This is a genomic window from Bombella dulcis (genome assembly GCF_026385505.1).
Classification (GTDB): Bacteria; Pseudomonadota; Alphaproteobacteria; order Acetobacterales; family Acetobacteraceae; genus Bombella; species Bombella dulcis.
The window spans coordinates 202,922-229,572 of sequence record NZ_JANIDV010000001.1 but is presented as its reverse complement, the minus strand read 5'-3'; the positions used below and the strand labels follow the sequence as shown (position 1 = coordinate 229,572).

Below are 26,651 nucleotides of genomic sequence, written 5' to 3'. Positions count from 1 at the left end.
TCCCGAAAGAGCGAGGCTTTTCTTCTGACCTGTCGTAACAGGAGGCCATCCCGGCCAGAGCAACCGAGATGGGGAAGAATGAGCGATCAGAAGCCGCCCATACCTCCCATGCCACCCATTCCGCCCATGCCACCCATACCGGCACCAGCAGCATCGTCGGACTTCTTCTCCGGACGCTCGGCAACCATGGCTTCGGTGGTGATCAGCAGGCCAGCAACAGAGGCTGCATCCTGAAGAGCCGTACGGACGACCTTTGTCGGGTCGATAATACCGGCAGCCACGAGGTCCTTGTACTCACCCTTCTGGGCGTCAAAGCCTTCGTTGTAGTTGCTCAGTTCCAGCACCTTGCCAGCAATCACGGCACCATCTTCACCAGCATTGTGGGCGATCTGACGCAGCGGAGCCTGAAGGGCCTTGCGGACGATCTGGGCACCAGCACGCTGGTCATCATTCTCGAAGGTCAGGTCATCGAACAGCAGGCTTGCACGGGCCAGAGCCGTACCACCACCCGGGACGATACCTTCCTCAACAGCGGCGCGAGTTGCGTGCAGGGCGTCATCAACGCGATCCTTACGCTCCTTCACCTCAACCTCAGTGCTGCCACCGACGCGGATCACGGCAACGCCACCGGCCAGCTTGGCCAGACGTTCCTGGAGCTTCTCACGGTCGTAGTCAGATGTCGTGGCTTCAATCTGGGAGCGGATCTGGGCGCAACGGCCCTTGATGCCCTCAGCGGCACCGGCACCTTCAACGATGGTGGTGTTCTCTTTATCGATATGCACCTTCTTGGCCGTGCCAAGCATGTCGAGCGTGACGGATTCCAGCTTGATGCCGATATCTTCGGACACAACCTGACCGCCGGTCACGATGGCGATGTCTTCCAGCATGGCCTTGCGACGGTCACCGAAGCCCGGAGCCTTCACGGCAGCGATCTTCAGGCCACCACGCAGCTTGTTGACGACCAGTGTGGCCAGAGCCTCACCATCGACTTCCTCGGCGATAATCAGCAGCGGACGACCGGACTGCACGACGCTTTCCAGCAGCGGCAGCATCGGCTGGAGAGAAGAAATCTTCTTCTCGTGGATCAGGATGTAGGGGTTTTCCAGATCAGCCGTCATCTTCTCCGTGTTCGTCACGAAGTACGGGGAGATGTAACCACGGTCAAACTGCATGCCTTCCACGACATCCAGCTCGGTGTGCAGGCCCTTGGCCTCTTCCACCGTGATGACGCCCTCATGGCCGACCTTCTCCATGGCTTCGGAGATCATCTTGCCAACTTCGGACTCACCGTTGGCAGAGATCGTACCGACTTGAGAAATCTCGTCCTGGGAAGAAATCTTCTTCGTGCGGGTCTTCAGCTCTTCCACGACACGCAGAACAGCCTTGTCGATGCCACGCTTCAGATCCATCGGGTTCATGCCAGCGGCAACAGCCTTGGCACCCTCACGGATGATGGCCTGAGCCAGAACGGTAGCAGTCGTGGTGCCATCACCAGCCACATCGTTGGTCTTGGAGGACACTTCACGCACCATCTGTGCGCCCATGTTCTCGAACTTGTCGGCCAGCTCGATTTCCTTGGCGACGGAAACGCCGTCCTTGGTGATGCGGGGAGCACCGTAGCTCTTGTCCAGAACGACATTGCGGCCCTTCGGACCGAGTGTCACCTTCACGGCATTGGCAAGAATATCAACACCACGGAGCATGCGCTCACGGGCATCAGCACCAAATTTTACGTCTTTAGCAGCCATTATACCTAATTCCTTTAAAGATGGTCAGAGAGTTCCGGAACGTGGCTTCAGCCAACGATCCCCAGAATGTCGCTCTCTTTCATGATCAGCAGGTCTTCACCGCCAATCTTCACCTCGGTACCGGACCATTTGCCGAACAGGACACGGTCGCCAGCCTTGACATCCAGCGGCACGACCTGACCCTGCTCATTGCGGGCACCGGAACCAACAGCCAGAACTTCGCCTTCCATCGGCTTTTCCTTGGCTGTCTCAGGAATGATGATGCCACCGGCGGTTTTTTCTTCACCGTCCAGACGGCGGACCACTACACGGTCGTGAAGGGGACGAAACTTCGTCATGGATCACTCCATTTTAGGCTGGCCCTTCTTCAAAGCAGCGCAGCCGGGTTATTGCGCTCATTCTAGCAGCGCACCAGTAAACTCCCCGATCTAACGGGGCGAGTGAGAGATAGTGATGGCCCCATGCAGCGTCAAGAAGGACCCCCCTGAAGGCAGCAGGATTTTTTGATCGTTATTGCTTTTCAGTTACCATGCAACAACAGACAATTCTTATCATGTATACTCCTCCCGTTTCCGCCCTTGCCCGCCCCTCATGAAAGGTGAATCCTGTCCCTGTCAGCCCCATGACGGGGCATCAGACAGAGGTGAAGGATTTCGGCATGGAACTGCATCTGCAAGGGCGTTCAGCCATCGTCATGGGCGGGAGTCAGGGGCTTGGGCTGGGCATTGCCCGTGCTCTGGCACGGGAAGGTGTCCAGCCCTGCCTGCTGGCCCGTACTGAAGACACACTGCGACAGGCCGCTAGGGCACTGGCCTCGGATACCGGCATCACACCGCTCTGGCACGTCGTGGATTTCTCGAACCCTGACAGTGTCCAGTCCTGCCTGACCACATTACGAGACAGCCTGCCGGAAACCGACATCATCATCGGCAATGGTGGTGGACCGCCTCTGGGGCCAGCCACGATCTGCGATCCGGCCCTCTGGCAGAAAGAAGCCACCACGATGCTCCTCCCCACCATGCAGCTCGTCAGCCAGTATCTGCCCGGCATGAGACAACGGCAGTTTGGCCGGGTCATCATGGTATCATCCACCAGCGTGGCAGAACCCATTCCCAACCTTGTTCTCTCCAGTGCATTGCGTTCGGCACTGGCGAGCTGGGGCAAGACCCTCGCCAGAGAGGTCGCCCGTGATGGCGTGACCGTCAACACGCTCCTGCCCGGCCGGTTTGAAACGGACCGCATCGCCTCCCTGAACAGGATACGGACCGAAAAGGCCGGAATCCCTCTGGAGGAATTCCGCAGGCAAAAAGAAGACAACGTCCCGGTCGGCCGCTACGGCCAGCCAGAAGAGCTGGGCCATATGACCGCTTTTCTGGCCAGCCCCCTCGCCGCCTACATCACAGACACCTGCATCCCGGTTGATGGAGGCCTGCTTCACGGCTTCTAAAATAGACCGGCTTACAGAAAAGGCCTCCCCGCCGGATGGCAGGGAGGCCTTTATCAGGGAACCGTCAGGCTCTCTCTTCAGCTGCTGAACAGCACACGCCCTGCCACGGCATCCAGACGGGCCAGAACGGAGAAGTCCCGGGCTTCCGGCGGGGTGATGATGGCATTGTCCAGCGCGCGCTCGGCGGCACCCGGCCCCGTGCAGAGAGGGCGTGTCCTGCCAAGAGCTGGAATGGCCCGGCGGACAAGCTCCCGTGCATGTTTGGAATTGCTCTTCATGGTACGGACCACGGCTTCCACCGTGACATGCTCATGCTCTTCATGCCAGCAGTCATAATCCGTCACCATCGCGACCGTGGCGTAGTTCATCTCGGCTTCACGAGCCAGACGGGCTTCCGGCATGTTCGTCATGCCGATGACGGACGCACCCCATGAGCGATACAGCTCACTTTCCGCACGAGTAGAGAACTGCGGCCCTTCGATCACGACATAGCTGCCGCCCCGTGCCACGGTGATGCCCAGCTTCTCGGCCTCATCCGCCAGTGTGCTGGCCATGCGGGCAGAAACCGGCTCGCCCATGCTGACATGAGCCACGCAGCCTTCCTCAAAGAAGGTCCGGGGACGGCCCTGTGTCAGGTCAATGAACTGATCCACCAGAACGAAATGGCCCGGTGCCAGTTCTTCCTTCAGGGACCCCACGGCAGAGAGAGAAATGATGTCCGTCACACCGGCACGCTTGAGCGCATCAATGTTCGCACGGTAATTCAGGCGGGAAGGCGGAATGGGGTGCCCACGGCCATGACGGGGCAGGAACACGCACTTCACACCATCCAGCGTGCCGAACAGCAACTCGTCAGATGGAGACCCCCAGGGGGATTCACAACGCCGCCATTCACGGTTTTCCAGCCCGTCAATCTCGTAAAGACCGGAACCCCCGATAACACCAATGACAGGCTCAATCATCTTGTCTGCAACCATAAATCCTCACTTCATCCTGCCCTGGCCCGGTCGCCGCCCGCAGGCCACACAATCCCGCATAACCCTTCTGGCAGTCTTTCATCAGATAGCGGAGAGTGTTTCAGAAGACCAACCCAAAAATCAAGAGGCTGGCCTGTCCGCCCTTTTTACAACATCAGGAAAAGTCAGTAAGCCAGACGGACGCTTTTCGCCTATGAACGATCGTGTTTCATGTCAGAGTGACACCGTATCCGTTTCCGCCTTCACAGATCAGGAGATGCCCATGCCGTCCTCAACACCGTTCGCCCTGCCTGACCTCCCCCATGCCGGTCTGACAGACGAGGCCCGGAACTGGTTCGAAAGCCTGCGGGACAGGATATGCGCTGCCTATGCGGCTCTGGAAGACGAAGCTGCCAGCGAGAATGGTCCTGTCCTGAAAGGCCATGAACAGCCGGGGCGGTTCCAGCGGACATCATGGGACCGGCCTGAAGGCGGCGGTGGCGTCATGTCCATCCTGAAAGGGCGTGTCTTCGAGAAAGTGGGCGTGAACGTTTCCACGGTCTGGGGTGAATTCTCACCAGAGTTCCGCAAGACCATTCCCGGCGCGGAAGAAGACCCCCGCTTCTTCGCCACGGGCATCTCGCTGGTGGCCCATCCCTGCAACCCGCATGTCAGTGCGGCGCACTTCAACACCCGCATGATCATCACCTCCAAGGGCTGGTTTGGCGGTGGTGGCGACATCACTCCCATGTTCCCGAACAGTGCGGAAGCCCGTGAAGACGCCGCCGAGTTCCACCGGGCCTTTCAGGAAGCCTGTGACAGGCACGACCCGAATTACTACCCCCGCTTCAAGAAATGGTGTGACGAGTATTTCTTCCTGAAGCACCGCAATGAACCCCGTGGGCTGGGCGGCATCTTCTATGACTGGCTGGACAGCCAGAACCTCGCCAATGACTTCGCCTTCACCCGTGATGTGGGGGAAGCCTTCCTGAACAGCTATGCAGGCATCGTCCGCAAGCGGATGTTCACCCCATGGACGGATGAAGACCGGCTGGCCCAGCTCCAGCGGCGGGGACGCTATGTGGAGTTCAATCTCCTCTATGACCGGGGCACCCTGTTCGGCCTGAAAACGGGCGGCAACACGGAGGCCATCCTGATGTCCATGCCACCGGAAGTCATCTGGCCGTAACCTCACAAAAAAGGCGGGGCATGATGACCCCGCCTTTTTTATTCCTGGGATGGGAAAATGACCGCCTCACTCATTTTCCTCGATGATGCCATCCACCAGCACATGAGGCAGACCACGGGGGCAGACCTCAAGGCGGGTCTGGACACCATAGACCTTCCCCAAGACCTCGGGTGTCGTCACGGCCATGACGCCCCCCTGCGCCACAAGCTGACCATCCCGCATATAGACGACATCATGCGCCCGCTGCAGGGCAATGTTCAGGTCATGCACGACCAGCAGCGTCACGATGTTGCGCTTGCGTGTCTCACGGCGGACAACATCCATGACGGCAAACTGATAGCGTAAATCCAGCGCACTCAGCGGCTCATCCAGCAGCAGCATGGCCGGACGGCGCACCAGTGCCTGCGCCAGCCCCACCATCTGCCTCTGCCCACCGGAAAGCTCATCCATGTAGCGAAGGGCCAGCTTGCCGATCCCCAGCTCTTCCAGAACATCCGTGCTTTCCCGCAGGGCCATTTCGGCGGACACAGCTTCTCCGGCACGGCGGGCCACCATCACGGCCTCGATCACCTGAAGATGCACGGCAGGGGGAAGGCTCTGGGGCAGATAGGCTGCCAGCCTGGCCCGCTCTCCTACACCCAGCTTTGCAAGGTCCTGCCCTGCAAGGCAGATGCGCCCCTCCGCACGGGTCAGCCCGGCCACCCCACGCATGAAAGTCGACTTGCCCGACCCGTTCGGCCCCAGAAGGGCCGTCACACGCCCCGCCCGCATGGGCGCAAGCGTCATGTCATGCAGAACCTTCCGCCGCCCGTAATGAACACTGAGACCATTGACCTCAAGCTGATTCGTCTGACACTCCTCCATGTCAGGCCCCCTTTCTCAGAACGACGGCAAGGAAGAAAGGAATACCGACCAGCGAGGTGACAATCCCCACCGGAATCACGACGCCCGGCAGGATGTTCTTGGCCGCAATGGAGGCCAGAGACATGATGAGGCCTCCACACAAGGCCGAACCGGGAAGATAGAAACGGTGATCCTCACCCAGCAGGCGGCGGGCAATATGCGGGGCCACCAGCCCCACGAAACCGATCGTTCCGACAAAGGACACGGCCAGAGCTGACAGAATGCTGATCCGCAGCAGGGACATCATCCGTAACCGTCTGGTATCAACGCCATAGCTGGCCGCCCTGTCCTCACCCAGCCGCAGGGCCGTCAGCGCCGGAGCCGCCCGGAAACAGAAAGGCAGGACCAGAAGACAGCCAATGCTCATCACGGTAATCTTGCCCCAGTCTGCCCGTGTCAGGCTGCCCATCGTCCAGAAAACGAGGTCCTGAAGTGCATCTTCATCCGCAATGAACTGCATCAGGGCCACGAATGCATGGAAGGTGAAGACCAGCGCAATGCCGAACAGCACCACCATTGCCGTGGAATGACCCCGTGCCCGTGCCACCAGCTCCAGCAGTCCGGCAGAGCCGACGGCAAAGATGAAGGCCTCCAGCGGCACCATCCAGTTTTCCGGTACATAGGGAAGATGCCAGTGCAGCACGATGGCCAGTGACGCCCCGAAAGCCGCCGCCGCCGACACGCCAAGCGTATAGGGGCTGGCCAGAGGATTATCCAGAACCGTCTGCATCTCCCCGCCGGAAATCCCCAGTGCCACCCCCACCAGAGCCGCCATCAGCGCATAAGGCAGACGGATATGCCATACAATAACCGCATTTGTTCCCGATGAAGGGTTGAGAAGTGCATTCATCAGGGCCTTTGGCCCGAGTCCTGCCGGACCAAGAGAAAAGTCCAGCAGGAGGGAAAGAATGATCAGCCCCGCCAGTAAAAACAGAAGACCAACCCTGTGGCGGGTCAGCTTCAGGTAGGATGTCTGTATGCCTGTCAGCCGGGCGGCCAGACGGGCCATCTCGGTCGATGGGCCGTCCGCCTCTGTACCTGTCTCTTTAATGGGCATTCGCCTTGATCCAATATGTCCCGCTGTTAGGCATCACTGTAAAACGGCTCTGGACCAGACTGCGGTCTGCATCCGGGTCCAGCTCCCTGAAGCGTTCGGGATAGAACCATTTCGCCATGACCTCAATGGCCAGTATGTTGAACGGACTGTCATAGAAGGTATGCCAGATGCCATAGGCACGGCCATTGCGGACAGCACCCAGCCCTGCAAGTTCCGGTGCTTTCAGCAGGGCATCAAGGGAGGCCTGCGCCAGGTCCGGCGTCACCTGGGACCCCATCTTCAGCCCCGGCCCGCTGTTGCCCGGCCCCCGTGTGCCATCCAGGATCAGCACGTCCGGATTCCTGGCAATGACCATCTCGGCAGACACGTCACCAATATACCCCGGCAGAAGGTCAGCAGCGATGTTGCGGCCACCGGCAGCCTCAATGAAGGCCCCCATATTGCCACGCCCTGCCGTGTGGCAGCAGCTCTGCCGGGCACCGGCCAGCATGTTGATGAACACGCTGGGACGCTGCGCCTCCGGTATGGTGTCCACGACCGACCGGATGACGTTCAGGCGGCTGTTATAGAAATTCACATAGGCCTGAGCTTCTGCTTCATGCCCGAGGGCCTGACCGAGAATAAGCATGCTGGGCACGGTCGTCTTCACCGGGTCCTGCCGGAAATCCACGAACAGGACGGGAATATGCGCCGCCTTCAGGCGGGCCGTCACGCCACCGGACTGACCCGGCCCATGACCGGTCGTGCTGAAAATGGCAAGGTCGGGATGGAGGTCCAGCACCTTCTCCGGGCTGATCGTGTCGGCCGTCGTCCGGCCGATCACGGCAACCCTGTCAGCCTCCGGAAAGGTCTTGAGCATCTGTTCATAATTCTGTCTGTCCGCTTCCCGGAACTCCCCCTGCCAGCCAACAATGTGGTCGAACAGGTGTCTGCCTTCCAGCGGCTCCAGTGCGTAGATCAGTCGCCCTTCGCCCAGAATGATCCGCTGGGGATGATCGGGAACGGACACGACCGCCCCCGTAATATCCCGGACATCCTTTGCCTGCGCCTGATGAACCGGCAGAACGCCGACAGCCAAGGCTGTCAGCATGACACTGGCGGAACCCAGCAGGGTCTTCAGTGAAACCATGTTCCTACGCCTTCTTTATGGAAAATCATCCCACAGCGGGACCATCCCCTGCCTCGTGATCTCCCTGTCTCAATTGATAATCATTCTCGATATTAACGTTATAGAAAACCTTCTCCCCTTCTCCAAGGGCAGAATGGCCTTCCACCATCTCTTTAACGCTTTTTCCGTAAAAGAAGCCGTAACGCTCCCTGATTCCCCTGATGGCTGTGCACGACACCCAGTATCATCGGGGCAATGTCGGCACGATGCAGCCAGTGGGGCAGTTCCCGCCGGATGCTGCCACCCCGTGCGCCACTTCCCAGCCCCGTGACGACCTCCACACACCGCCAGCCCATGACACGACTACGCTGCATGAAACGGTGAAATTCCTCGAACGCCTCCTGCACGATGTAGCCATGCAGATCGAGCCGGGCATCCACGCGCATCTGGCCACGGGACAGACGACGCCACTGCGTGTCATCAAGCCCGGGGGCACGGACTCCCACATGCGGGGCCGGGCGTACACGGGGCTGCTGCACGGGGGACATCTCCACCAGCCGGACCGTCACCATGCCCGTTGCCCTGCCACCCGCAGGACGTCCGGCAGGACTGGACGCCTCTTTTCCGAAAGATGGAGTTACCGGTACGGACGCAACATTCCGGCCCGTCCGCAGGGGGGCCACATCATGCACGAAGGCACGCCACAACGCCGCCTCATCTTCACCCAGAACCCGTCTTGCCACCTTATCACGCCCCGTCTCTCATCACAGCCCGGCAGCATCACTGCCCTGCGCTATCATGGCACGCAGCCGCTTGCGTGCAAACCGGACATATGTCGTATCTGCCTCAATCCCTATGGAACGCACCTTCAGGGACTCTGCGGCAATGAGGCTGGTCCCGGTGCCCATGAAAGGGTCCAGCACCATCATCCCGGACTTCAGACCATGAAGGCGGATGCAACGCTCCGGCAGGGCAACAGGGAACGTCCCCGGATGGCTGTACCGTGCAGACCGGCTCCGCACCGTCTCATAGGGGATGAACCATGTGTCGCCCCGGCAGCGGCGGTCCTCCCGATGCTGGCGACGATGGATGTTGCTCTTGTCAGTAAACGGCACGCCCGCACCGAGCCTGTCCAGCTCCACATCACCCTGTTTGGTCAGATGAAAGATATGCTCATGGTTACGGTTGACGTAACGGGGAGAATTCACCGGCTTGAAATGCCCATGCGTCACCTCGCCTACTGATACCGACTTGATCCATGAAATATGGTTCTGGAGCGTGAAGGTCTTCCGCAGCCGGACCATCAGCTCGAAAGGGAGCCACGGCTGGGCGGATGACCCGGCAATGTTCAGGAAGAAAGACCCGTCATCCCGCATGACACGGGATATCTTGGAGCAGACCAACTCCATCCAGTCGAGATAGCTTTCTTCAGAGAGGCTGTCCCTGTAACTGCGATAGGCCAGACCAAGATTATAGGGCGGGGATGTCACGACCACATCCACACTGCCCGCAGGCATGCGCCGCATGACACTCAGGCAGTCACCTCGGATGAGCGTGTGTATCCCCAGCGTCTCACGACGCGCCCTTATCATTTAGCCGTCTGCCCTGCCTCTGCTGGAATGGCCCCGATGACGGTCCCCGGAGGCTGGAATCCGGTTGCCCTGGATGCCGGAAGAGGAACAAGAACCATCATCCGCCCATAATTCTTCATGTCACCGGCAATCTTTGCCGCCTTGTCGCCCCAGCCAAGGAAGAGGTCCCCACGGCCTGCACCCCGTATGTCGCTCCCCGTATCCTGTGCGAAGACCATCCGCGACCATGTCACGAAGCGGCCATCCTTGTCCTGACCACTGATGTCGACCCAGACAGGCATGCCGTACCCGACGAACCGCTTATCCACGGCAAGTGACCGCTGTGGTGTCAGTGGTAGCCCGAACGCACCGGTCGGCCCCTCGCTGGCCGTACGCTGGGTACGACGGAAAAAGACATAGCTGGGGTTCGCCTCCAGCACCGACTGGGCCTGCTCAGGATGGCTGGCCAGCCAGTCACGGATGCTCTGCGCATCCACATCCTCGGATTTCATCAGCTTGCGCTGGACCAGCACACGGCCGATCGGCACATAGGGCTGCCCGTTGCGGCCATCATAGCCAAGGAATATCTGCTGCCCGTCCGGAAGACGCAGACGGCCGGACCCCTGTGTCTGGAGAAACAGCAGGTCAACCGAGCTTTTCAGCCAGGCCAGCTCAAGCCCTTTTCCCTTCAGGGAGCCACCGTCGATCGTGGCCCGATCATCATAGGGGCGGAAAACGGCATTGACCCAGTGGCCATATTCCAGTTCCCCCTGTGCATTACGGCCCCGCAGCAGGTCCTTGGGGCGGCCATAAACAGGAATCTGGTAGTCCCCGCCCTGTGTCAGGGATGCAGGAACTTCAGGGTCATAATAGCCTGTATAAAATGCCTGCTTGTCGATCAGGTAAGGCTGGAACCAGTTCTCAAAGAACTGCCGTGCCTCTTTCGCATTGCTGCCCTGCACCGTCGAAACGGCGGTGCAGACATTCTTCCAGTCCTCCATCTGTCGGCCATAGGGCAGCGTGCTGGCCCCACCGAGAGAGGTCCCTTCCGGCAGATGGGCAATACGCTGGCATTCCAGCTTCATCATACTGAAAAGCCCGGTATGATCCTCATGATCCCAGCCGGAGAAATAGTCGAAACCGACCGGAGTCATTTCCATCCTGCCCGTCGGCACACCGGGCATGCACCCGGCCAGAGCCAGCATTAGAGGGGCCACCAGCAGGCCAGCGGAAGAAAAACAGCGTTTTATCATAACAGAACACACCAGCCCCCAGCATGAACCCTGCCGGACCTTGCAACATAGCCAACCTCCCCTGCGGGAGACCCATCGTCTAGCGAGGTAGCCTCAGTCCGCCTCTGTTGCAACCACCTTCCACTGGCCATTTACCCCCTGTTCAAAAGTCCAGCGGTCCCGGAACTCCGTCAGGGCCTCCGTTCCCTCAACAAGCGTGCCCGAAGCGTCCCGGCAGTAGCTGACCTGCCATGAAACAATCCGGACCCCGAGACGGCAGGCACCATGCTCCGTCTCATCAGCCGCCATGGCTGAAACATAATCCAGACGCTCAATACGCCGCAGCTCCAGATGGACCTGCTCCTGGCGGTTCTGACGCTCATCTAGAACCTTCCTGAACGTCTCCAGCACCGCAGGACTCACGGTCTTCTCCAGGGCTGCGATATCCGCACAGGCAAATGCCTTGATGGTACGGGCGAAACTGTCCTCGACATTCTTGAGGAAATACTCCGCCGAAAAGTCACTGATGCTCACGCCGACTCGGATCAGGGACTGCCCGAGCGGCGTGCCGGCCTCTGGCAGTCCATATTCCGTCGCTTTCTGGTCCGGTCCGACACGGGTGGGCAGAGGCGGCGGTCTGGGCGCATCAGCTGTTCCGCCTTCCTGCTGCTGACCGACAGCCCGTGCAGCCGGCATCTGCTCCTGCCGGATGGCCTGGGCACCGATGCGGCGTCCCAGAACGAAAAACACGGCACTGCCCACAACAACGGCCAGCACAGCCCAAAAAACGATATCCCAAGGGAAATCCGCCATCTCACGTCCTAATCATTACAGTCGGGAACAAGGCCTGCGGCGGCCGCTCCATCAATGCCCTAAAGGTAGGATGCTCCTGTGGCAATCTCAAGAGTTTCTGCGTCCTCCCGAGGCTGGGCCACCATAAAGATCATCCATCTTGCTTGGCCCCCTCCTGAAGACATGCTACCGCCTTGCAAGACCTGCCCATGCAGGAGACCGGGTTCAGAACTGACCTGCCCCGGCATCCTGCCGGCACCCCCACTCACGCATCACGCAAGGATGATCCTGATGTCTGACAAGACAAACCCTGAAACACCGCAGGACAACACCCCTCCTTCCCTGCCGCTGGCCATCAATCTGCAATATGCCAAGGACCTGTCCTTCGAGGTGCCCCGTGGGGCCACGACCTTCACGGCCCTTCAGTCTGCACCGATGGTGGGCGTGAATGTGGACGTGCAGGCCAGCCGCATCGAGAAGGACCAGTCCATCTACGAGGTCACGCTGCTCATCCGTGCCGAGGCAACCGAGGCCCCGACCGGCAGCAGTGAAGAACCGGGGCCGGTCGTCTTCATTGCCGAACTGGCCTATGCGGCCATCATCACGCTGGACAACCCGCCGCAGGAACTCATTGAACCCATCCTGCTGGTGGAAGTTCCCCGCCTGATCTTCCCCTTCGCCCGGGCCATCATCAGCGATGTCACACGGGATGGCGGCTTCCCGCCGGTGGCCATTCAGCCGATCGACTTTGCGGCCATGTGGCAGGCCAAGCAGGAGCAGAACTTCCCCGAGCCGGAAGGTGAGGCCTGATCCGGACATCGCCTCCAGGCAGTCCGGTCATGGAAAAGGCGGACCCCATGAGATCCGCCTTTTTTCATTCAGATATCATGCCTGGCAGCGCAGACGGCTCCCCGACTTCCACTACTCCCCATGTATGGAACCCCTCAACACGCTCTGCAATTGCCTGCGACAGGCAGACGGCCCGACAGCGCATCAGGGCCTCACGCTGGTCCAATGGACACAGCTCCATGAACAAGGAAACCGTTTCACTGGAATAGAACAGGACAGCCTCCACCTGTTCCTCTGCCAGAGCCACCAACGCCGCATCAGACAGACAGGACATGGGCTGCACCTGATAGGCTTCAACCCACTGCGCTCCCAGAGACTCTGCCAGATCAGCTCCATAACGCTGCCCGTGCCGTCCCCGCCCGCAGGCCAGCATGAGATCAGGACCGCTCAGTCCTTTCTGACGGCAGAGGGTTTCCAGCCCTTCCTGTGTCCCTGACGCCGCTTCAACATGCCGGAATCCCATCGCCTCTGCCCGCTCGGCCGTGCGACTGCCGACTGTCAGCAGCAGCCTGTCACGGTCCTGATGGGCCAGAAAAGGCAGGGCCTGACTGCTTGTCACCAGCATGACCCGACAGGGCCGGTCAGCAATCGGTGGCCTGTGCGCCATCCGCATCACGGGGCAGGCCACAGCCCGCCAGCCCCGAGACTGCACGGCCTGGACCGTCTCGCTCAGGCCCGGCTCAGGACGGGTAACCAGTACGGCCCGGCGCATGGCTTTCAGGGCTGGACGATCTTGGCAAAAATGGCGGACGGTGTATCCCGCCGCAGTTCGCAGGCCAGCTCATAGCCCATCCGGGCGGCATCTTCCGGCAGGCCTTCCGTTTCCCGGCGCAGCAGGAAGGTGCCATCTTCACTGGCCACCAGGCCGGAAAGATAGAGCCGCCCTTCCTTCAGCTGGGCATAACCACCAATCGGCGTCCGGCAGGAGCCGTCCAGTTCCGCCAGAAGGGCACGTTCAGCCGTAGCCACAGCACGGGCTTCCGGGTCCTCGATGGCAGACAGGAGTTCCCGCAGCTCATGGTCGCTCTCACGCACGGTCACGCCGACAATCCCCTGCCCGGAGGCTGGCAGCATCACGTCGGGAGACAGGGGCACGTCAATGCGGTCTTCCATACCGAGGCGTTTCAGACCGGCATAGGCCAGCAGGGTTGCATCACACTGGCCCGCACCCAGCTTGTCCAGACGGGTCTGAACATTCCCCCGCAGAAGGGTGAAGCGAAGGTCCGGCCGGACATGAAGCATCTGTGCCTGACGGCGGACAGACGCACACCCCACCAGTGCCCCTTCCGGCAGGCAGTCAAACGGTCTTTCAGGATCAACCGTCACGCCACGCTTCCGCAGCATCAGCACGTCACGGGCATCTTCACGCTTCATCGTGCAGGCCAGCACCAGCCCCGGAGGCAGGTGTGTCTCCAGATCCTTGAGACTGTGGACGGCAAAATCAATGCCCCCCACGGCCAGAAGCTCGTGAATCTCCTTGGAGAACAGCCCCTTCCCGCCAATCTCCGCCAGACGGTCCTTGAGGTTCAAGTCTCCGGAGGTCTGCATCTGCTCCTCCTTGAAAGCCCCCATGTCCCGCAGGACAGGACAGAAACGGGTCAGCCGGGTCAGGAAGTGCCGGGTCTGCACCAGTGCCAGCGGGGACGCCCGTGTCCCCACCCGCAGGGGCAGCTTGCGGCGGTCTGGTGGGGCCTGAACGTGAGTGCGGCGGGCCGCTTCGGCAGCGATCTTCTGAAGGGCTGCGGAGGAGAATTGTGATGCATTCATGATGGTCCCTCCATAACCGATTCTGGAAGGGGTGTCATGCTCCTGAAGAATACGTCATAATAATCCCACCATGTCTGACTTTGCCCGCTTCACCCCTCTTCTTGCCATCGAGACCTCATGCGATGACACGGCCTGCGCCATTCTGGACGCTCACGGCACTCTCCTTGGAGAGAGCGTCCTCTCGCAGGAAGACCACGCCGCACTGGGCGGTGTCGTGCCAGAACTGGCCGCCCGTGCCCACCTGAAGGCCCTGCCGGACCTGGTGGAACTGACCCTCCAGCGGGCAGGGCTGGAGCTGAAGGACATTGCCCTTTTTGCCGCCACGACCGGCCCCGGCCTGATCGGCGGGCTGATCGTGGGCAGCTCCTACGCCAAGGGGCTGGCCATGGCCTGCGGGAAGCCTTTCATGGGCATCAACCATATTGAAGGCCACATTCTCACCCCCCGGCTGCCCGCCGCCCTGCGGCCTGACGAAACGGCACCGGCCTTCCCCTATCTGGCCCTGCTGGTCTCCGGCGGGCACTGCCAGTGCATCGCCGTGGAAGATACGGGCCAGTACCGCCGCCTTGGTGGCACGATTGACGATTCCGCCGGAGAAGCCTTTGACAAGGTGGCCAAGATGCTGGGGCTGGGCTGGCCCGGCGGCCCTGCGCTGGAAAAACTGGCACGGGACGGCAATCCACGGGCCTATGAGCTGCCCCGCCCGCTGAAGGGCCGCCCCAGCTGCGACTTCTCTTTCTCCGGTCTCAAGACGGCCGTGTCCCGCCATGTCGAGCCTTATGGACGGGACGCCCTGCCCCGGCAGGTTGCAGCCGACCTCGCCGCCTCCTTCCAGCAGGCCGTGACGGACGTGATGACTGACCGCATCCTTCATGCCCTGGACATGGTTCCACACGTCACCTCACTCGTGGTGGCAGGAGGCGTGGCCGCCAATACAGTGCTGCGCCAGCGTCTCCAGGAGATTGCCAGCCAGCGTGGCATTGCCTTTCTGGCCCCGCCCCTGCAGCTCTGCACTGACAACGCCGCCATGATCGGCTGGGCGGCTCTGGAACGGCTGAAACAGGGAGAAATCCCGGATGACATCAGCCTTGCCCCCCGTCCCCGCTGGCCCCTGAGTGAACGCCAGCCCCACCAACCGCATACCCCGCACGATACGCCCTCTTCCGGGTCTTCTTCTCTGATGGAACCATCTGCATGACCATCCAGCCACATATTGCCGTCATCGGGGCCGGAGCCTGGGGGATTGCTCTGGCCTGCATCCTCGCCCAGACCGCCCGTGTCACCCTCTGGACACGGACACCCGTCCCGGCAGGCACACGCTCCCTGCCCCATCTGCCGCAGATCACCCTGCCGGACTCCATCACGGTCACCAGCGCGCTTCCCACGGACGCCGACATCGTGCTGCTCGTCGTCCCCACGCAGGGACTGCGGGACGTCACGCTGGCCCTGCATGAACGGCTGAAGGCTGACGTGCCAGTCGTCACGTGCTGCAAGGGGATGGAACGGGGGACCTTCCTGCTGCCCCTTCAGGTCGTGGCGCAGACCATGCCCGGCCGTCCGGCCGCCGTCCTTTCCGGCCCCAACTTTGCCATCGAGGTGGCACAGGGGATGCCTGCCGCTGCCACACTGGCCGCACAGGACCTCGCCTTCGTCACGAAACTGACGGAACGTCTCACCACCCCCACCCTGCGCCTCTATGCCAGCACGGACCCGCTGGGCGTGCAGCTTGCCGGTGCCGCCAAGAACGTCATTGCCATCGGGGCGGGCATCAGTGTCGGAGCGGAAATGGGCGAAAATGCCAGAGCTGCCATCATCACCCGTGCTCTGGCTGAAACGGCCCGTCTCGTGGATGCAATGGGCGGGCAGGGGCGCACCATGTACGGTCTGGCGGGCATGGGCGACCTGATCCTGACAGCCACAGGGGCCGGGTCCCGCAATTACAGCCTCGGCGTGGCCATGGGCCGGGGTGAAAACATCGAGGACATTCTCGCCCGGCGTGACACGGTTGCCGAAGGGGTCCTGACCGCACCCACGCTACAGGAACTTGGCCAGCGTTTTGGCATCGAAACGCCCATCATCAATGTCATCACCCGCCTGCTCTCCGGTGAACTGACCCCCCATCAGGCCCGTGACGAGCTGCTCGACCGCCCCACCCGTTTCGAATAGGCCGCACCATGACCAGTTTCTACGATTTCAGACTCCCTGCCCTTGAAGGTGGCGAGATTGACTGTTCCCAGTGGCAGGGCCGCCCCGTCCTGATCGTCAATACGGCCTCCGAATGTGGTTTCACGAAGCAATATGAAGGGCTTCAGAAACTCTGGCTTGAGACGGGACATGCCACGCCGGATGGTCTCATCATCCTCGGTGTGCCTAGCAATGACTTCGGGAAACAGGAACCGGGAACATCTGAACAGATAAAGGAATTCTGTCAGGTCCGTTACGGAGTGAGCTTCCCCCTGGCAGCCCGCTCCATCGTCCGGGGAACGGAGACCATTCCCCTCTTCAGATGGCTGGCAAAAGAAGGCGGTTTTCTCTCCCTGCCACGCTGGAACTTCTACAAATATCTCATTGACCGCCAGGGAAAGCTGCACCGCTGGTTCACCCCGCTGACTGATCCCCACGCCCCCCGCCTGCTGGAAGAAATCCGGCGGGTGAGCCAGCGGCACGGCTGAAAATGCTCCGTCACCTTCTCACTGTTGGCGGCTGGACCATGCTGTCCCGCCTGCTGGGGCTTGTGCGGGACCAGCTTCTGGCCATGTTTCTGGGGGCAGGGCCGGTGCAGGATGCGTACCAGATCGCCTTCCGCCTGCCCAACATGTTCCGCCGCCTCTTCGGGGAAGGTGCCCTGAACGCTGCCTTCGTTCCCCTGTTCACCTCCCGTTACGAAAAGAAAGGCCCTGAAAAGGCCCTGCTGCTTGCCGGACAGGCCTTCTCCCTGCTGCTGCTCTGGCTGAGCCTGCTGACCGTACTGGCTGAAATCTTCATGCCGTGGGTGATCGACCTCATCGCCCCCGGCTTCCGGTCTCATGGCACGGAACGGTTCACCATCGCCGTGCAGCTCACCCGCATCACCATGCCCTATACGGTGCTGATCTGCGGGGCCGCCCTGATTGCCGGCATCCTCAATGCCCGCAACCATTTTGCCGCTGCTTCGGCGGCCTACATCTCCTTCAATATTGTCGGGATTGCCGCCATCCTTGCCGGTGCCCTCTGGGGCCGCCAGCATGTGGCCTCGACCAGCTCATGGGGCATCACCCTCTCCGGTGTCGTCCAGCTTGCCGGTCTGCTCTGGGCCGCCGGAAAGGCAGGGCTGATGGTTCCGCTGGTCCGCCCCACCCTCTCGGCGGACATCAGGCTGCTGCTCCGCCGTATGCTGCCGGGGCTGGTTGGCTCCGGTGTCACGCAGATCAACCTGACCATTGACACCATCATCGCCACCCTGCTGCCGACCGGCTCCATCTCGTGGCTCTATTTTGCCGACCGGGTCAACCAGCTTCCCCTCGGCGTGCTGGGGGCCGCCCTCGGCACAACCCTGCTGCCTCTCTTTACCCGCCATCTCTCGACCAATGACCGCCCCGCCTTACAGACCAGCCTGAATCAGGCCATGAATTATGCCCTGCTGCTCAGCCTGCCCGCCATGATCGGACTGTTCAGTCTGGCACCTGAGATCATGGCCACCCTGTTCGGTTACGGGCATTTCACGCCCCGTGACGTTTACAATTCTGCGGCAGCTCTCCGCATGTATGCGCTGGGCCTGCCCGCCTTCATCATCATCAAGCTGCTGGCCCCGGCCTTTTTTGCCGAAGGCGATACCACGACACCCGTCCGCATCGGGTTTGTCACGATGGGCCTCAATCTGGCCCTCAATCTGCTGCTCTATCGCACGCTGGCCCATCTGGCCCCGCCACTGGCCAGTGCGCTGGCCGCCATCGTCAACATGCTGGCACTGGGGTGGCTACTCTGGCGGCGGAACTCCTTCCGCCCGACCCTGCCCAGCCTGTTCCGGGCAGCCCGCATCCTGTGCGCTGCCCTCGTCATGGGAGCCTGGGCATGGAGCGGTGCCCATTTTCTGACAGCCGGCCTGCCGGAATGGCACGCCCTGCCCCGGCTCCTCGTGCTGCTCATCCTGATCGGCAGCAGCGCAGCCCTTTATGGCGGGCTGCTCATTGCCCTGCAGGTCCTGGGTCTGGACGAACTCCGCACCCGCCTGCTCCGGCGACTGAAGCGTTAGAGGTGCGCTTCCAGAAGCCGGACGAGGGCTTCCAGCTTTTCCTGATCGTCTGCTGAAAAACGGTCCTTCACGGGGCTGTCGATATCCAGCACGCCGTGAACCTCGCCATTCTTCATGATGGGCAGGACGATCTCTGATTTCGAAGCCCCGTCACAGGCAATGTGACCGGGGAAGGCATGAACATCCGCCACACGCTGCACGGCCCGTTCCGCCACGGCAGCCCCGCAGACACCTTTGCCCACGGCAATTCTCGTGCAGGCCACCCGCCCCTGGAATGGACCAAGAACTAGCTCGCCCTCTTTCATCAGGTAAAAGCCGACCCAGTTGACCTGCGCCATCGCCTCGAACAGCAGGGCGGCAATATTGGCCAGAGTGGCGATCTCGTCCCGTTCCGCTTCCAGCAGACCCTGTGCCATCGACAGAACGTCATCAAAGATGATGTGATTTTCTGGTGCAGTACTCATGGGGTCACCATGCCGCTACGGGGCAGGTCATGGCAAGGGAACAAAGCAAAATGATCCCCAACGTCGTATGACAATACCATTCCTATCTCAAGGATGGGCTATCACCTTACAGGCCGTCACAGATGAAAAAACCCATGGCAAACCCAACGCAGCACATAGTATAGTAAAACAAAATATTTTATTAAAGTTTGATGATGAAAATGCAGAACAAAAGCATGGCAATCGGTCTTTTATTGAAGAAATGGATGATGGATTAAGATTAAACATATATGATGAGCAGTCATTTTTTATAACTTCATTATAGAGAAAAATATAACGTCGTTCTTGATAATGATAGAAAAGGCTCATCCATAAAAAAACACCTATCAGACATACATTAATCAAATCCTCAAAAATTGGATTAAATGGATGAGCAGCCTCCAATGTCAAAAGAGCTGACAAAGAAATGACCGTCCAGTTTCTTACAGTTGTGTTGTGATTTGCCAAACGAGTGATGACACCCTGTATGAGATTAAGGTAAGGTGCCCTGTCTTTTGCGTCGATCATTGATGAGTCCTTTCATGTACGCTCGCTACTGTATAACAAACAATGTAATAAATGAGATTAGAAAACATCCCAGTATAGGAGGAGGACACCTAGAAAAAAAGGGAGAAGACATAAAAGGGGAATGCTTCAATGAGGATGAACATTTATCATATATAAAAAGTATTCTCCCTCCTCCTGGAGGATCACTAGATATGGAAAGGTTAAACAATACATGGTCTCCCATTCCAGAAAAGATTCCTCATGTTTTCATCTCCCATTCGCACAGAGATGAAAAAGAAGTTTTGGCACTAGTAGGTTTCTTGAAAATTCATCTTGGAATTAATTGCTTTGTAGACTCTTGACAATGGGGATATTATACGAGACTTTTGAAAATAATAGATAATAAATACTGCAAAAATGAAAAAGAGAATACATATTGTTATAATACAAGAAACATCACAACATCATTAATGTCAGTCTCTCTAGTTACATCTCTCCAAAAAATTATGGATAAAATAGAATGTACATTTTTTATTGGCTCCCAAAACAGTGTCATAGAAAATATTGGAAGAGAATACGTCGATAAATCAAAGTTGCATACGACATCCGTCTGGATATACGCAGAGCACATGGCAATGAGCACACTAAGAATCAAGAAACCACGAGAAGAGACAATAAGCCTTCATGCAAGCAACGAGTCTTACCAACGGAATATAACTGCCGATTCTCTGCCAAAAACTTATTTTCCTATCAACATGAAAAATATTCCAAATATCTATTTTAACACCCTTAACGAAATAAGAATGCAAACCTCTTCACCAGAAATCGCTCTAGATAAATTATATTCAGCAATACCTGAAGGGATTCCTCAGTAATTTTGCAAATCCATCACGTTTATGGATAAACAATCTAGGGGTGAAGGTGGAATGATAATACATAAACCTTCCATCCGAAAAACACGAACACAAAGGAGCGTTACCTCACAATAATAGGGACGCTTAGCCTTCTCCCCTCCCGTGACAGCAAACTGAAAAAACCGCTCACCATCTCCTGATGAGAAAACCGTCGCATTTCCGTTTAAATCCCTGTTAATTCTGGAGAGGTATCCTGTCACAATCTAGCGGTGAGGTCTTTTTCCCTGCATGGTCGATCAGAAGCCATCCGTCCCTCCCATTCCCCCGCAGGTAACGGGGAAGGTCACGCCGACCATGGAGCAGTGGTTCAGCCTGAAGAATCAGGAGCCTGACGCCCTGCTCTTCTTCCGCATGGGGGACTTTTACGAGCTTTTCTTCGGCGATGCCCATGCAGCCGCACTCGCACTCGACATCACCCTGACCCATCGGGGCACGCATGATGAAGAACCCATCCCCATGTGTGGCGTCCCTGTCGGTACGGCCCAGATCTACCTCTCCCGGCTCATCCGCCGGGGCTTCCGGGTTGCGGTAGCCGAACAGACGGAAATCCCCCGCAAGGGCCAGAAAGGCCCGCTCCGCCGGGAGATCGTCCGTGTCATCACCCCCGGCACCCTGACGGAAGATGAACTGCTGGAGGCCGGACGGGCCAACACGCTCCTTGCCATCGTGGCCCCGGACAAGCGTCACAGGAACCGCCTCGGCGCAGCCTGGATCGACATTTCCACCGGCACGCTGGAGCTGCTCCGCCTGGGGGCGGACACTCTGGCCGAACTTCTGGCCCGTCTTGCCCCTTCGGAAATCCTGTCCGACCCGACACTGATCCCTGCCGAACATGCAGGCATCATCACCCCGTCCACGGCCCGTCCCGGCCGGGAGGCCGCAGAACGTACCGTCACAGCCGCCTATGATGTCGCCCAGATGGATGCGCTGGGGGATTTCAGTAACGAACAGATCATCGCCTGTGCCGTGCTGCTGGATTATGTCCGCCGCAGTCAGGCAGGCAGACTGCCCCGGCTGGCCCCGCCCATCGATCACGGACTGGACAGTATCATGGGGCTGGACCCCGCCACCCGCAGCAGCCTCGACATTCTCCAGTCCCGTGATGGTGGCAGCAGACACACGCTCTTCGCCAGCGTCAACCAGACGGCCACGGCCGCCGGAACCCGCCTGCTGGCTCACTGGGTCAGCACACCCGGCACGGACCTCGCCCTCATCACCGGGCGGCAGGAAGGCTGGAGCTGGCTGCACCAGCATCCCCAGCCCACGGCCACCCTGCGGGATATCCTGAAACAGGCCCCTGATTCCGCCCGTGCCCTGGGCCGCATCTCCAGCGGCCGCCCCCTACCACGGGACCTGGCCGCCATCCGTGATACGCTCCGGGCTGCCAACCAGATCACGGAGACGCTCGGCACTCTGGCCGGTACTGACATGCCGGAGCGTATCCGCCATATCGGAGCCAGCCTATACGGGCGGGCTGATACCCTGCTGGAACGGCTGGAAGCCGCCCTGAACGCCGATCTGCCCGTCAAGATCGAGGATGGTGGGGTCATCGCTCCCGGTTTTGATGCCGAGCTGGACCGCCAGCGTGACCTGCGGGACAACAGCCGCCGCCTGATCGCCCAGCTGCAGGTCCGTCTGGCGGAGGAGTATGAGATTTCCAACCTCCGCATCCGCCATCATAACCAGCTTGGCTATGTCATCGAGGTTCCTGCGGCGGCAGGCCGCACGCTGCGTCAGCATGAAGGGCTGAGCCTGCGGCAGGGCACGGCCAGTCTCGCCCGTTTCTCCAACGAGGAACTGACCTCCCTCAATCAGGCCATTCTGGAAGCGTCGGAAAAGGCCGACCAGCTGGAACGCCACCTCTTTGCCGACCTGGCCCAGCACTGCCTGAACACCCCGGCCCTTGATGATATCGGTCTTGCCCTGGCCGAGCTGGATGCCCTGATCTCCTGCGCCCGCATCATGGACCGTGGCACATGGTGCCGCCCCACCATGACGGACGGGCAGGATTTTGCCCTCCATGCCTGCCGTCATCCCGTCGTGGAAGCCGCCCTGCATGAGCAGGCGGCCCATGACACGCCCTTCATCGCCAATGACTGCGCCCTGCCGCCGGAAAAACATGCCATCCTGCTGACAGGCCCCAACATGGCCGGGAAGTCCACCTTCCTGCGGCAGAATGCTCTGGCCGTCATTCTGGCGCAGGCGGGACTGCCCGTTCCCGCACAAAAGGCCACGATCGGCATTGTGGACCGTCTCTTCTCCCGTGTGGGGGCAGCGGATGATCTAGCCCGGGGCCGCTCCACCTTCATGGTGGAAATGACCGAAACGGCGGCCATTCTCAATCAGGCAGGACCTCGCTCCCTCGTGGTGGTGGATGAGATCGGGCGGGGAACATCAACCCTTGATGGCCTTTCCATTGCATGGGCCACGCTGGAAGCCCTGCACTTCCAGCTGCGCTGCCGGACCATTTTCGCCACGCATTTCCATGAGCTTGGAGCACTGCTGGAGACCCTGCCCCGTCTGGCAGCCTGCACCATGGCCGTGAAAGAATGGGAGGGCCATGTCGTCTTCCAGCATGAAGTCCGGCCCGGACTGGCCCAGAAGAGCTGGGGCCTGCATGTAGCCAGACTGGCAGGCATCCCGGCTTCCGTCCTCCAGCGGGCACGGAGCCTTCTGACCCGCCTTGAAAAGGAACGGGGCCAGACCGGCCAGCCTGCCAGCCTGCCCCTGTTCGAGCAGGCGGAAACCGGGCCATCATCTTTTTCCCCTGATGTTCCGCCGCCTTCCGTATCAGAGGCTCCCCTCCCGGCCAGGCTGGAAACCCTGGACGCCCTGCGGCACGAGCTGGACGGGCTGGACCCCGACTCCCTCTCCCCGCGGGAGGCCCACACGGCCCTTTATCACCTGAAAAATATGATCAAAGGCCTTTCCGAGGTGGACGTTCCGGATGAAAAATGATTTTCTGAACACCACGACGCTTCCGTCAGAACCAGCTGCCAATAAAAGAGCCGTCATGTCTGCTCCCATCGCCCCCACTGCGTCCCACTCCAGCGCAGCCTCCGCCTGCCAGCCCACCATGCCCCGCCAGGAAGCTCTGGAGATGCTGAGAACGGAGCTTGGTGTGGAAAGGGGGCGCATCCACCAGCAGTTTGAACAGCGCAGGACCAATGGCGTGGAAACCGCTCGCAACCTTGCCCTGCTGATGGATCACATCATCGGAGAACTCGCCCGTCATGCCGGTCTGCCACACCATGACGGACAGACGGCTGGCGGCGAGGCCTTCTGTCTCTGCGCCACGGGGGGCTATGGCGCAGGGCTGCTGGCCCCTTTCAGCGACGTGGACCTGCTCTTCCTGACGGAAGCTCCCCCTTCTGACGGTCTCATCAGGGCCATCGAATACGTCCTCTACACGCTCTGGGACCTCGGGCTGCAGGTCGGTCATGCGACCCGTACCATAGACAGTGCCATGGAGATGGCCAGGACGGACCAGACCTCCTGCACGACGCTGCTGGATATCCGCCCCCTCTATGGCCGGAACGATCTCGTCCTGACCCTACAGGGCAGGCTGGAAGCCCATCTGAAAGGCCCCGAACTGGAACGGTTCGTCCTCCAGGCCATCACCCAGCGGGAGGACCGGCACCGCCGCTTCGGGGAAACCCCCTATCTCGTGGAACCCCACATCAAGGAAGGGAAAGGGGGCCTGCGTGATCTTCAGGTGCTGAACTGGATTGGCTATGCCGTGCTGGGCAACGGACTTTCAGTGAAATCCAACCTCCAGCGTGCCCAGGGGCTGGCCCCCGCCTGCACCCTGCTCGGCCTTCTGACAAAACGGGAAATATCCCGCACGCATGGCCTCTGGAACTTCCTGTGGACGGTCCGGCTCAATCTTCACTACATCACGGGGCGGAACGAGGAGCGGCTGACCTTCGATGTCCAGCCCATCATCGGTGCCCGGATGCGCTATGGCAATCACGGGCACCAGCGGGGGGTGGAACGCTTCATGCGCCACCACTTCCTCATGGCCCGGGCCGTGATGAGACTGACCCATGTCATCCAGCCCGCCATCCTGCTCCATCTGCGCAACCAGCTCCAGCACCGTCCCCCCCGGGTCGAGACCGGGCCAGAGGGCTTCCAGCGCATTGACGGCTGTCTGAGCCTGCCCAACCCGCTGGACCTTGTCCGGACTCCCGTCACCGTCCTCCGTTTTCTGGACTGCGCCCGCCAGCACCAGCTGGCCCTGCATCCGGCCGCCATACAGCAGATCATCCGTTTTGAACGACACAGTGCCTCACTGCGCCACAATGAAGAAGCCTCCGCACTGTTCATCAGGCTGCTCTGTGACCCGGCAGCTGAAGCACCGGTAGCTCCCATGACGGCCGGCCACCCCGCCATCAGGGGTACCGACCACGACGATGATGACGAGCAGAGCCGCATCTTCTGGCTGCCGCTGCTCAATGAGACGGGCATCCTCTCCCATCTCCTGCCCGGCTGGTCCCGCATTCTGGGCCGGACACAGTTTGACGGCTACCATATCCATACCGTGGAAGCCCATACGATCGAATCCGTCCGCATCCTGCGGATGATCGAGCAGGGCCGCATGGCCGATGAGCTGCCGCTGGCCTACAGGCTGGCCCGCACCATGACGCAACGGCCCCTGCTCTATCTGGCTACGCTGCTGCATGACATTGGCAAGGGCCGTGGCGGCAACCATTCCGAAATCGGGGCTGACATTGCCACGACCATCTGCCAGCAGCTCGGCTTCTCCGCCAGTGACACGGACACGGTGTCCTGGCTGGTCCTCCATCATCTCCTGCTGTCCCGCACCGCCTTCAGCCGAGACATTGATGACCCGCAGACCATCCTTGACCTGGCCGACACCATCCAGTCCCCCAAGCGGCTGCGGCTCCTCCTCCTTCTCACCATTGCCGACATAAGGGCCGTTGGCCCACGAGCCTGGAACGCCTGGAAGGCCACCCTGCTCGGCCGCCTCTACACCCGTATTGCAGACGTGCTGGAGGGCGGACTTCAGGCCCAGGAGGATGACGAACGGGTGGAGCATATCAGGAGCCTCGTCCAGCAGGAGCTGAAGGAAGAAGGCATGTCCGCCCCTGCCATAACCGGCTTCATGAAACTGGGACGCCCCGGATACTGGCTGGGATTTGATACGCAGAGCCATCTCCGCCATGCCCGGCTCGTCAGCGAGCATCAGGCCAGCGGGCGTGATGACGCCATCATCGTGGACATCGAGCCGCTCCCGACACGGGGCATCACGGAACTGACCGTCTTCTGCAAGGACCAGCCGGGCCTCTTCTCCCGCATCACGGGGGCACTGGCCCTCTGTGGGGCCACCATCGCCGATGCCCGCATCCATACGCTCAATAATGGCATGGTCCTGGACACGTTCTGGTTTCAGGACCCGCATGGTGAGGCGTTCATGGAACCGGGGCATGTGGAGCGGCTGCGTGACACCATCATGCAGGTCATGGAAGGCCGGATCAATCTTGATGAGACGCTGAGTGCCGCCAGCTTCCCGCTTCCCCGGCGGCTGGAGGCCCTCCCCATTCCTTCCCGTGTCCTGATCGACAATGACGCGTCAGAAAATCACAGCATCGTGGAAGTCAACGGGCGGGACCGGCCTGCCCTGCTGCACAACATCACAGCAACACTCAGCCGCCTGAAGCTGCATATCTCGTCCGCCCATGTCATGACCTACGGGCTGCGGGCCGTGGATGTCTTCTATGTGACGGACGCCACGGGACACAAGCTGGCAACAGCGGAACAGGAAGAAGCCCTCCAGACCGCCCTGCTTGAAACACTCCGCCACACGGAAGCTGAAATAGCCTGAAAAAGGGCCTCTCCATTATCCCGGAGAGGCCCTGCCCTTCTCATCCCGTCACG

At 60.2% G+C, this 26,651-nt stretch carries 25 protein-coding genes; 12 read left to right on the top strand and 13 right to left on the bottom strand.

Annotated elements, in window-relative coordinates; all coding sequences use genetic code 11:
- Positions 1–86: 86 nt before the first annotated feature.
- Both groL and groES read right to left on the bottom strand, forming a co-directional pair.
- Positions 87–1,748, bottom strand: a complete 1,662-nt coding sequence (groL, locus tag NQF87_RS01040) for a chaperonin GroEL (protein WP_043560525.1) — start codon at positions 1,746–1,748, stop codon at positions 87–89.
- A 47-nt stretch (positions 1,749–1,795) separates the two neighbouring features.
- Positions 1,796–2,086 carry a co-chaperone GroES gene (gene groES, locus NQF87_RS01035; RefSeq protein WP_043560528.1) on the bottom strand — a complete coding sequence of 97 codons (291 nt, stop codon included), beginning with the start codon at positions 2,084–2,086 and terminating at the stop codon, positions 1,796–1,798.
- A gap of 260 nt (positions 2,087–2,346) precedes the next feature.
- Here groES and NQF87_RS01030 point away from each other — a divergent pair, with 260 nt between their 5' ends.
- Entirely contained in the window at positions 2,347–3,195 is an 849-nt protein-coding gene (locus NQF87_RS01030) for an SDR family oxidoreductase (protein WP_266126574.1), read from the top strand.
- A gap of 77 nt (positions 3,196–3,272) precedes the next feature.
- Here the strand turns inward: NQF87_RS01030 and NQF87_RS01025 are convergent, their stop codons facing one another.
- Positions 3,273–4,172: an S-methyl-5'-thioadenosine phosphorylase gene (locus tag NQF87_RS01025; RefSeq protein WP_266126573.1), complete on the bottom strand. Its 900-nt coding sequence runs from the start codon at positions 4,170–4,172 to the stop codon at positions 3,273–3,275.
- A gap of 262 nt (positions 4,173–4,434) precedes the next feature.
- On the opposite strand from NQF87_RS01025, the gene hemF reads away from it, so the two are divergent.
- The gene (hemF, locus tag NQF87_RS01020; protein WP_266126572.1) at positions 4,435–5,340 is read left to right on the top strand and encodes an oxygen-dependent coproporphyrinogen oxidase; all 906 of its coding nucleotides are present in this window, start codon (positions 4,435–4,437) and stop codon (positions 5,338–5,340) included.
- Between the two features lie 66 nt (positions 5,341–5,406).
- Here hemF and NQF87_RS01015 read toward each other — a convergent pair whose 3' ends face one another.
- From NQF87_RS01015 to NQF87_RS00985, 7 genes are all read right to left on the bottom strand, one after another.
- Positions 5,407–6,204, bottom strand: a complete 798-nt coding sequence (locus tag NQF87_RS01015; protein WP_266126571.1) for an ABC transporter ATP-binding protein — start codon at positions 6,202–6,204, stop codon at positions 5,407–5,409.
- A gap of 1 nt (position 6,205) precedes the next feature.
- Positions 6,206–7,300: a FecCD family ABC transporter permease gene (locus NQF87_RS01010; protein WP_266126570.1), complete on the bottom strand. Its 1,095-nt coding sequence runs from the start codon at positions 7,298–7,300 to the stop codon at positions 6,206–6,208.
- A complete protein-coding gene (locus NQF87_RS01005; RefSeq protein ID WP_266126569.1) occupies positions 7,290–8,429 on the bottom strand; it encodes an ABC transporter substrate-binding protein in 1,140 nt (379 codons plus the stop codon). Before NQF87_RS01005 ends, NQF87_RS01010 begins: the two co-directional genes overlap by 11 nt.
- A gap of 152 nt (positions 8,430–8,581) precedes the next feature.
- Positions 8,582–9,151 carry a Smr/MutS family protein gene (locus NQF87_RS01000; protein ID WP_266126568.1) on the bottom strand — a complete coding sequence of 190 codons (570 nt, stop codon included), beginning with the start codon at positions 9,149–9,151 and terminating at the stop codon, positions 8,582–8,584.
- Between the two features lie 21 nt (positions 9,152–9,172).
- Positions 9,173–10,000: a DNA-methyltransferase gene (locus NQF87_RS00995; RefSeq protein ID WP_266126567.1), complete on the bottom strand. Its 828-nt coding sequence runs from the start codon at positions 9,998–10,000 to the stop codon at positions 9,173–9,175.
- Positions 9,997–11,232: a murein transglycosylase A gene (gene mltA / locus NQF87_RS00990; RefSeq protein ID WP_266126566.1), complete on the bottom strand. Its 1,236-nt coding sequence runs from the start codon at positions 11,230–11,232 to the stop codon at positions 9,997–9,999. Before mltA ends, NQF87_RS00995 begins: the two co-directional genes overlap by 4 nt.
- Positions 11,233–11,325: 93 nt before the next feature.
- Positions 11,326–12,024, bottom strand: coding sequence for a Tim44/TimA family putative adaptor protein (locus NQF87_RS00985; RefSeq protein ID WP_266126565.1), 699 nt, complete (start codon positions 12,022–12,024; stop codon positions 11,326–11,328).
- Positions 12,025–12,294: 270 nt separating this feature from the next.
- Between NQF87_RS00985 and secB the strand changes: the two genes are divergently transcribed.
- Positions 12,295–12,813: a protein-export chaperone SecB gene (secB, locus tag NQF87_RS00980; RefSeq protein WP_266126564.1), complete on the top strand. Its 519-nt coding sequence runs from the start codon at positions 12,295–12,297 to the stop codon at positions 12,811–12,813.
- Positions 12,814–12,877: 64 nt separating this feature from the next.
- Here secB and NQF87_RS00975 read toward each other — a convergent pair whose 3' ends face one another.
- Entirely contained in the window at positions 12,878–13,564 is a 687-nt protein-coding gene (locus NQF87_RS00975) for a uroporphyrinogen-III synthase (RefSeq protein WP_266126563.1), read from the bottom strand.
- Positions 13,565–13,569: 5 nt separating this feature from the next.
- On the bottom strand, positions 13,570–14,619 hold the full coding sequence (gene hemC / locus NQF87_RS00970) for a hydroxymethylbilane synthase (RefSeq protein WP_266126562.1): 1,050 nt from the start codon (positions 14,617–14,619) through the stop codon (positions 13,570–13,572).
- Between the two features lie 70 nt (positions 14,620–14,689).
- On the opposite strand from hemC, the gene tsaD reads away from it, so the two are divergent.
- Genes tsaD through murJ form a run of 4 tightly spaced genes read left to right on the top strand, consistent with a single transcriptional unit; the run spans position 14,690 to position 18,850 of the window.
- Positions 14,690–15,817, top strand: coding sequence for a tRNA (adenosine(37)-N6)-threonylcarbamoyltransferase complex transferase subunit TsaD (tsaD, locus tag NQF87_RS00965; RefSeq protein WP_266126561.1), 1,128 nt, complete (start codon positions 14,690–14,692; stop codon positions 15,815–15,817).
- Positions 15,814–16,785 carry an NAD(P)H-dependent glycerol-3-phosphate dehydrogenase gene (locus tag NQF87_RS00960; protein ID WP_266126560.1) on the top strand — a complete coding sequence of 324 codons (972 nt, stop codon included), beginning with the start codon at positions 15,814–15,816 and terminating at the stop codon, positions 16,783–16,785. Before tsaD ends, NQF87_RS00960 begins: the two co-directional genes overlap by 4 nt.
- An 8-nt stretch (positions 16,786–16,793) precedes the next feature.
- Positions 16,794–17,291, top strand: a complete 498-nt coding sequence (locus NQF87_RS00955) for a glutathione peroxidase (protein ID WP_266126559.1) — start codon at positions 16,794–16,796, stop codon at positions 17,289–17,291.
- 2 nt (positions 17,292–17,293) lie between these two features.
- Entirely contained in the window at positions 17,294–18,850 is a 1,557-nt protein-coding gene (gene murJ / locus NQF87_RS00950; RefSeq protein ID WP_266126558.1) for a murein biosynthesis integral membrane protein MurJ, read from the top strand.
- Here murJ and NQF87_RS00945 read toward each other — a convergent pair.
- Positions 18,847–19,314, bottom strand: a complete 468-nt coding sequence (locus NQF87_RS00945; RefSeq protein ID WP_266126557.1) for a GAF domain-containing protein — start codon at positions 19,312–19,314, stop codon at positions 18,847–18,849. The genes murJ and NQF87_RS00945 overlap by 4 nt on opposite strands.
- On the opposite strand from NQF87_RS00945, the gene NQF87_RS00940 reads away from it, so the two are divergent.
- The 5 genes from NQF87_RS00940 (at position 19,313) to NQF87_RS00920 (ending at position 26,598) form a co-directional block, all read left to right on the top strand.
- Complete coding sequence (locus tag NQF87_RS00940) at positions 19,313–19,618, top strand: hypothetical protein (RefSeq protein ID WP_266126556.1); 306 nt, start codon at positions 19,313–19,315, stop codon at positions 19,616–19,618. The genes NQF87_RS00945 and NQF87_RS00940 overlap by 2 nt on opposite strands.
- 256 nt (positions 19,619–19,874) lie before the next feature.
- Positions 19,875–20,201, top strand: coding sequence for a hypothetical protein (locus NQF87_RS00935; protein WP_266126555.1), 327 nt, complete (start codon positions 19,875–19,877; stop codon positions 20,199–20,201).
- Between the two features lie 24 nt (positions 20,202–20,225).
- Complete coding sequence (locus NQF87_RS00930; RefSeq protein WP_266126554.1) at positions 20,226–20,714, top strand: hypothetical protein; 489 nt, start codon at positions 20,226–20,228, stop codon at positions 20,712–20,714.
- A gap of 267 nt (positions 20,715–20,981) precedes the next feature.
- The gene (gene mutS, locus NQF87_RS00925; protein ID WP_266126553.1) at positions 20,982–23,711 is read left to right on the top strand and encodes a DNA mismatch repair protein MutS; all 2,730 of its coding nucleotides are present in this window, start codon (positions 20,982–20,984) and stop codon (positions 23,709–23,711) included.
- The gene (locus NQF87_RS00920) at positions 23,701–26,598 is read left to right on the top strand and encodes a [protein-PII] uridylyltransferase (RefSeq protein ID WP_266126552.1); all 2,898 of its coding nucleotides are present in this window, start codon (positions 23,701–23,703) and stop codon (positions 26,596–26,598) included. The genes mutS and NQF87_RS00920 overlap by 11 nt, the downstream gene beginning before the upstream one ends.
- The last annotated feature ends 53 nt before the right edge of the window (positions 26,599–26,651 follow it).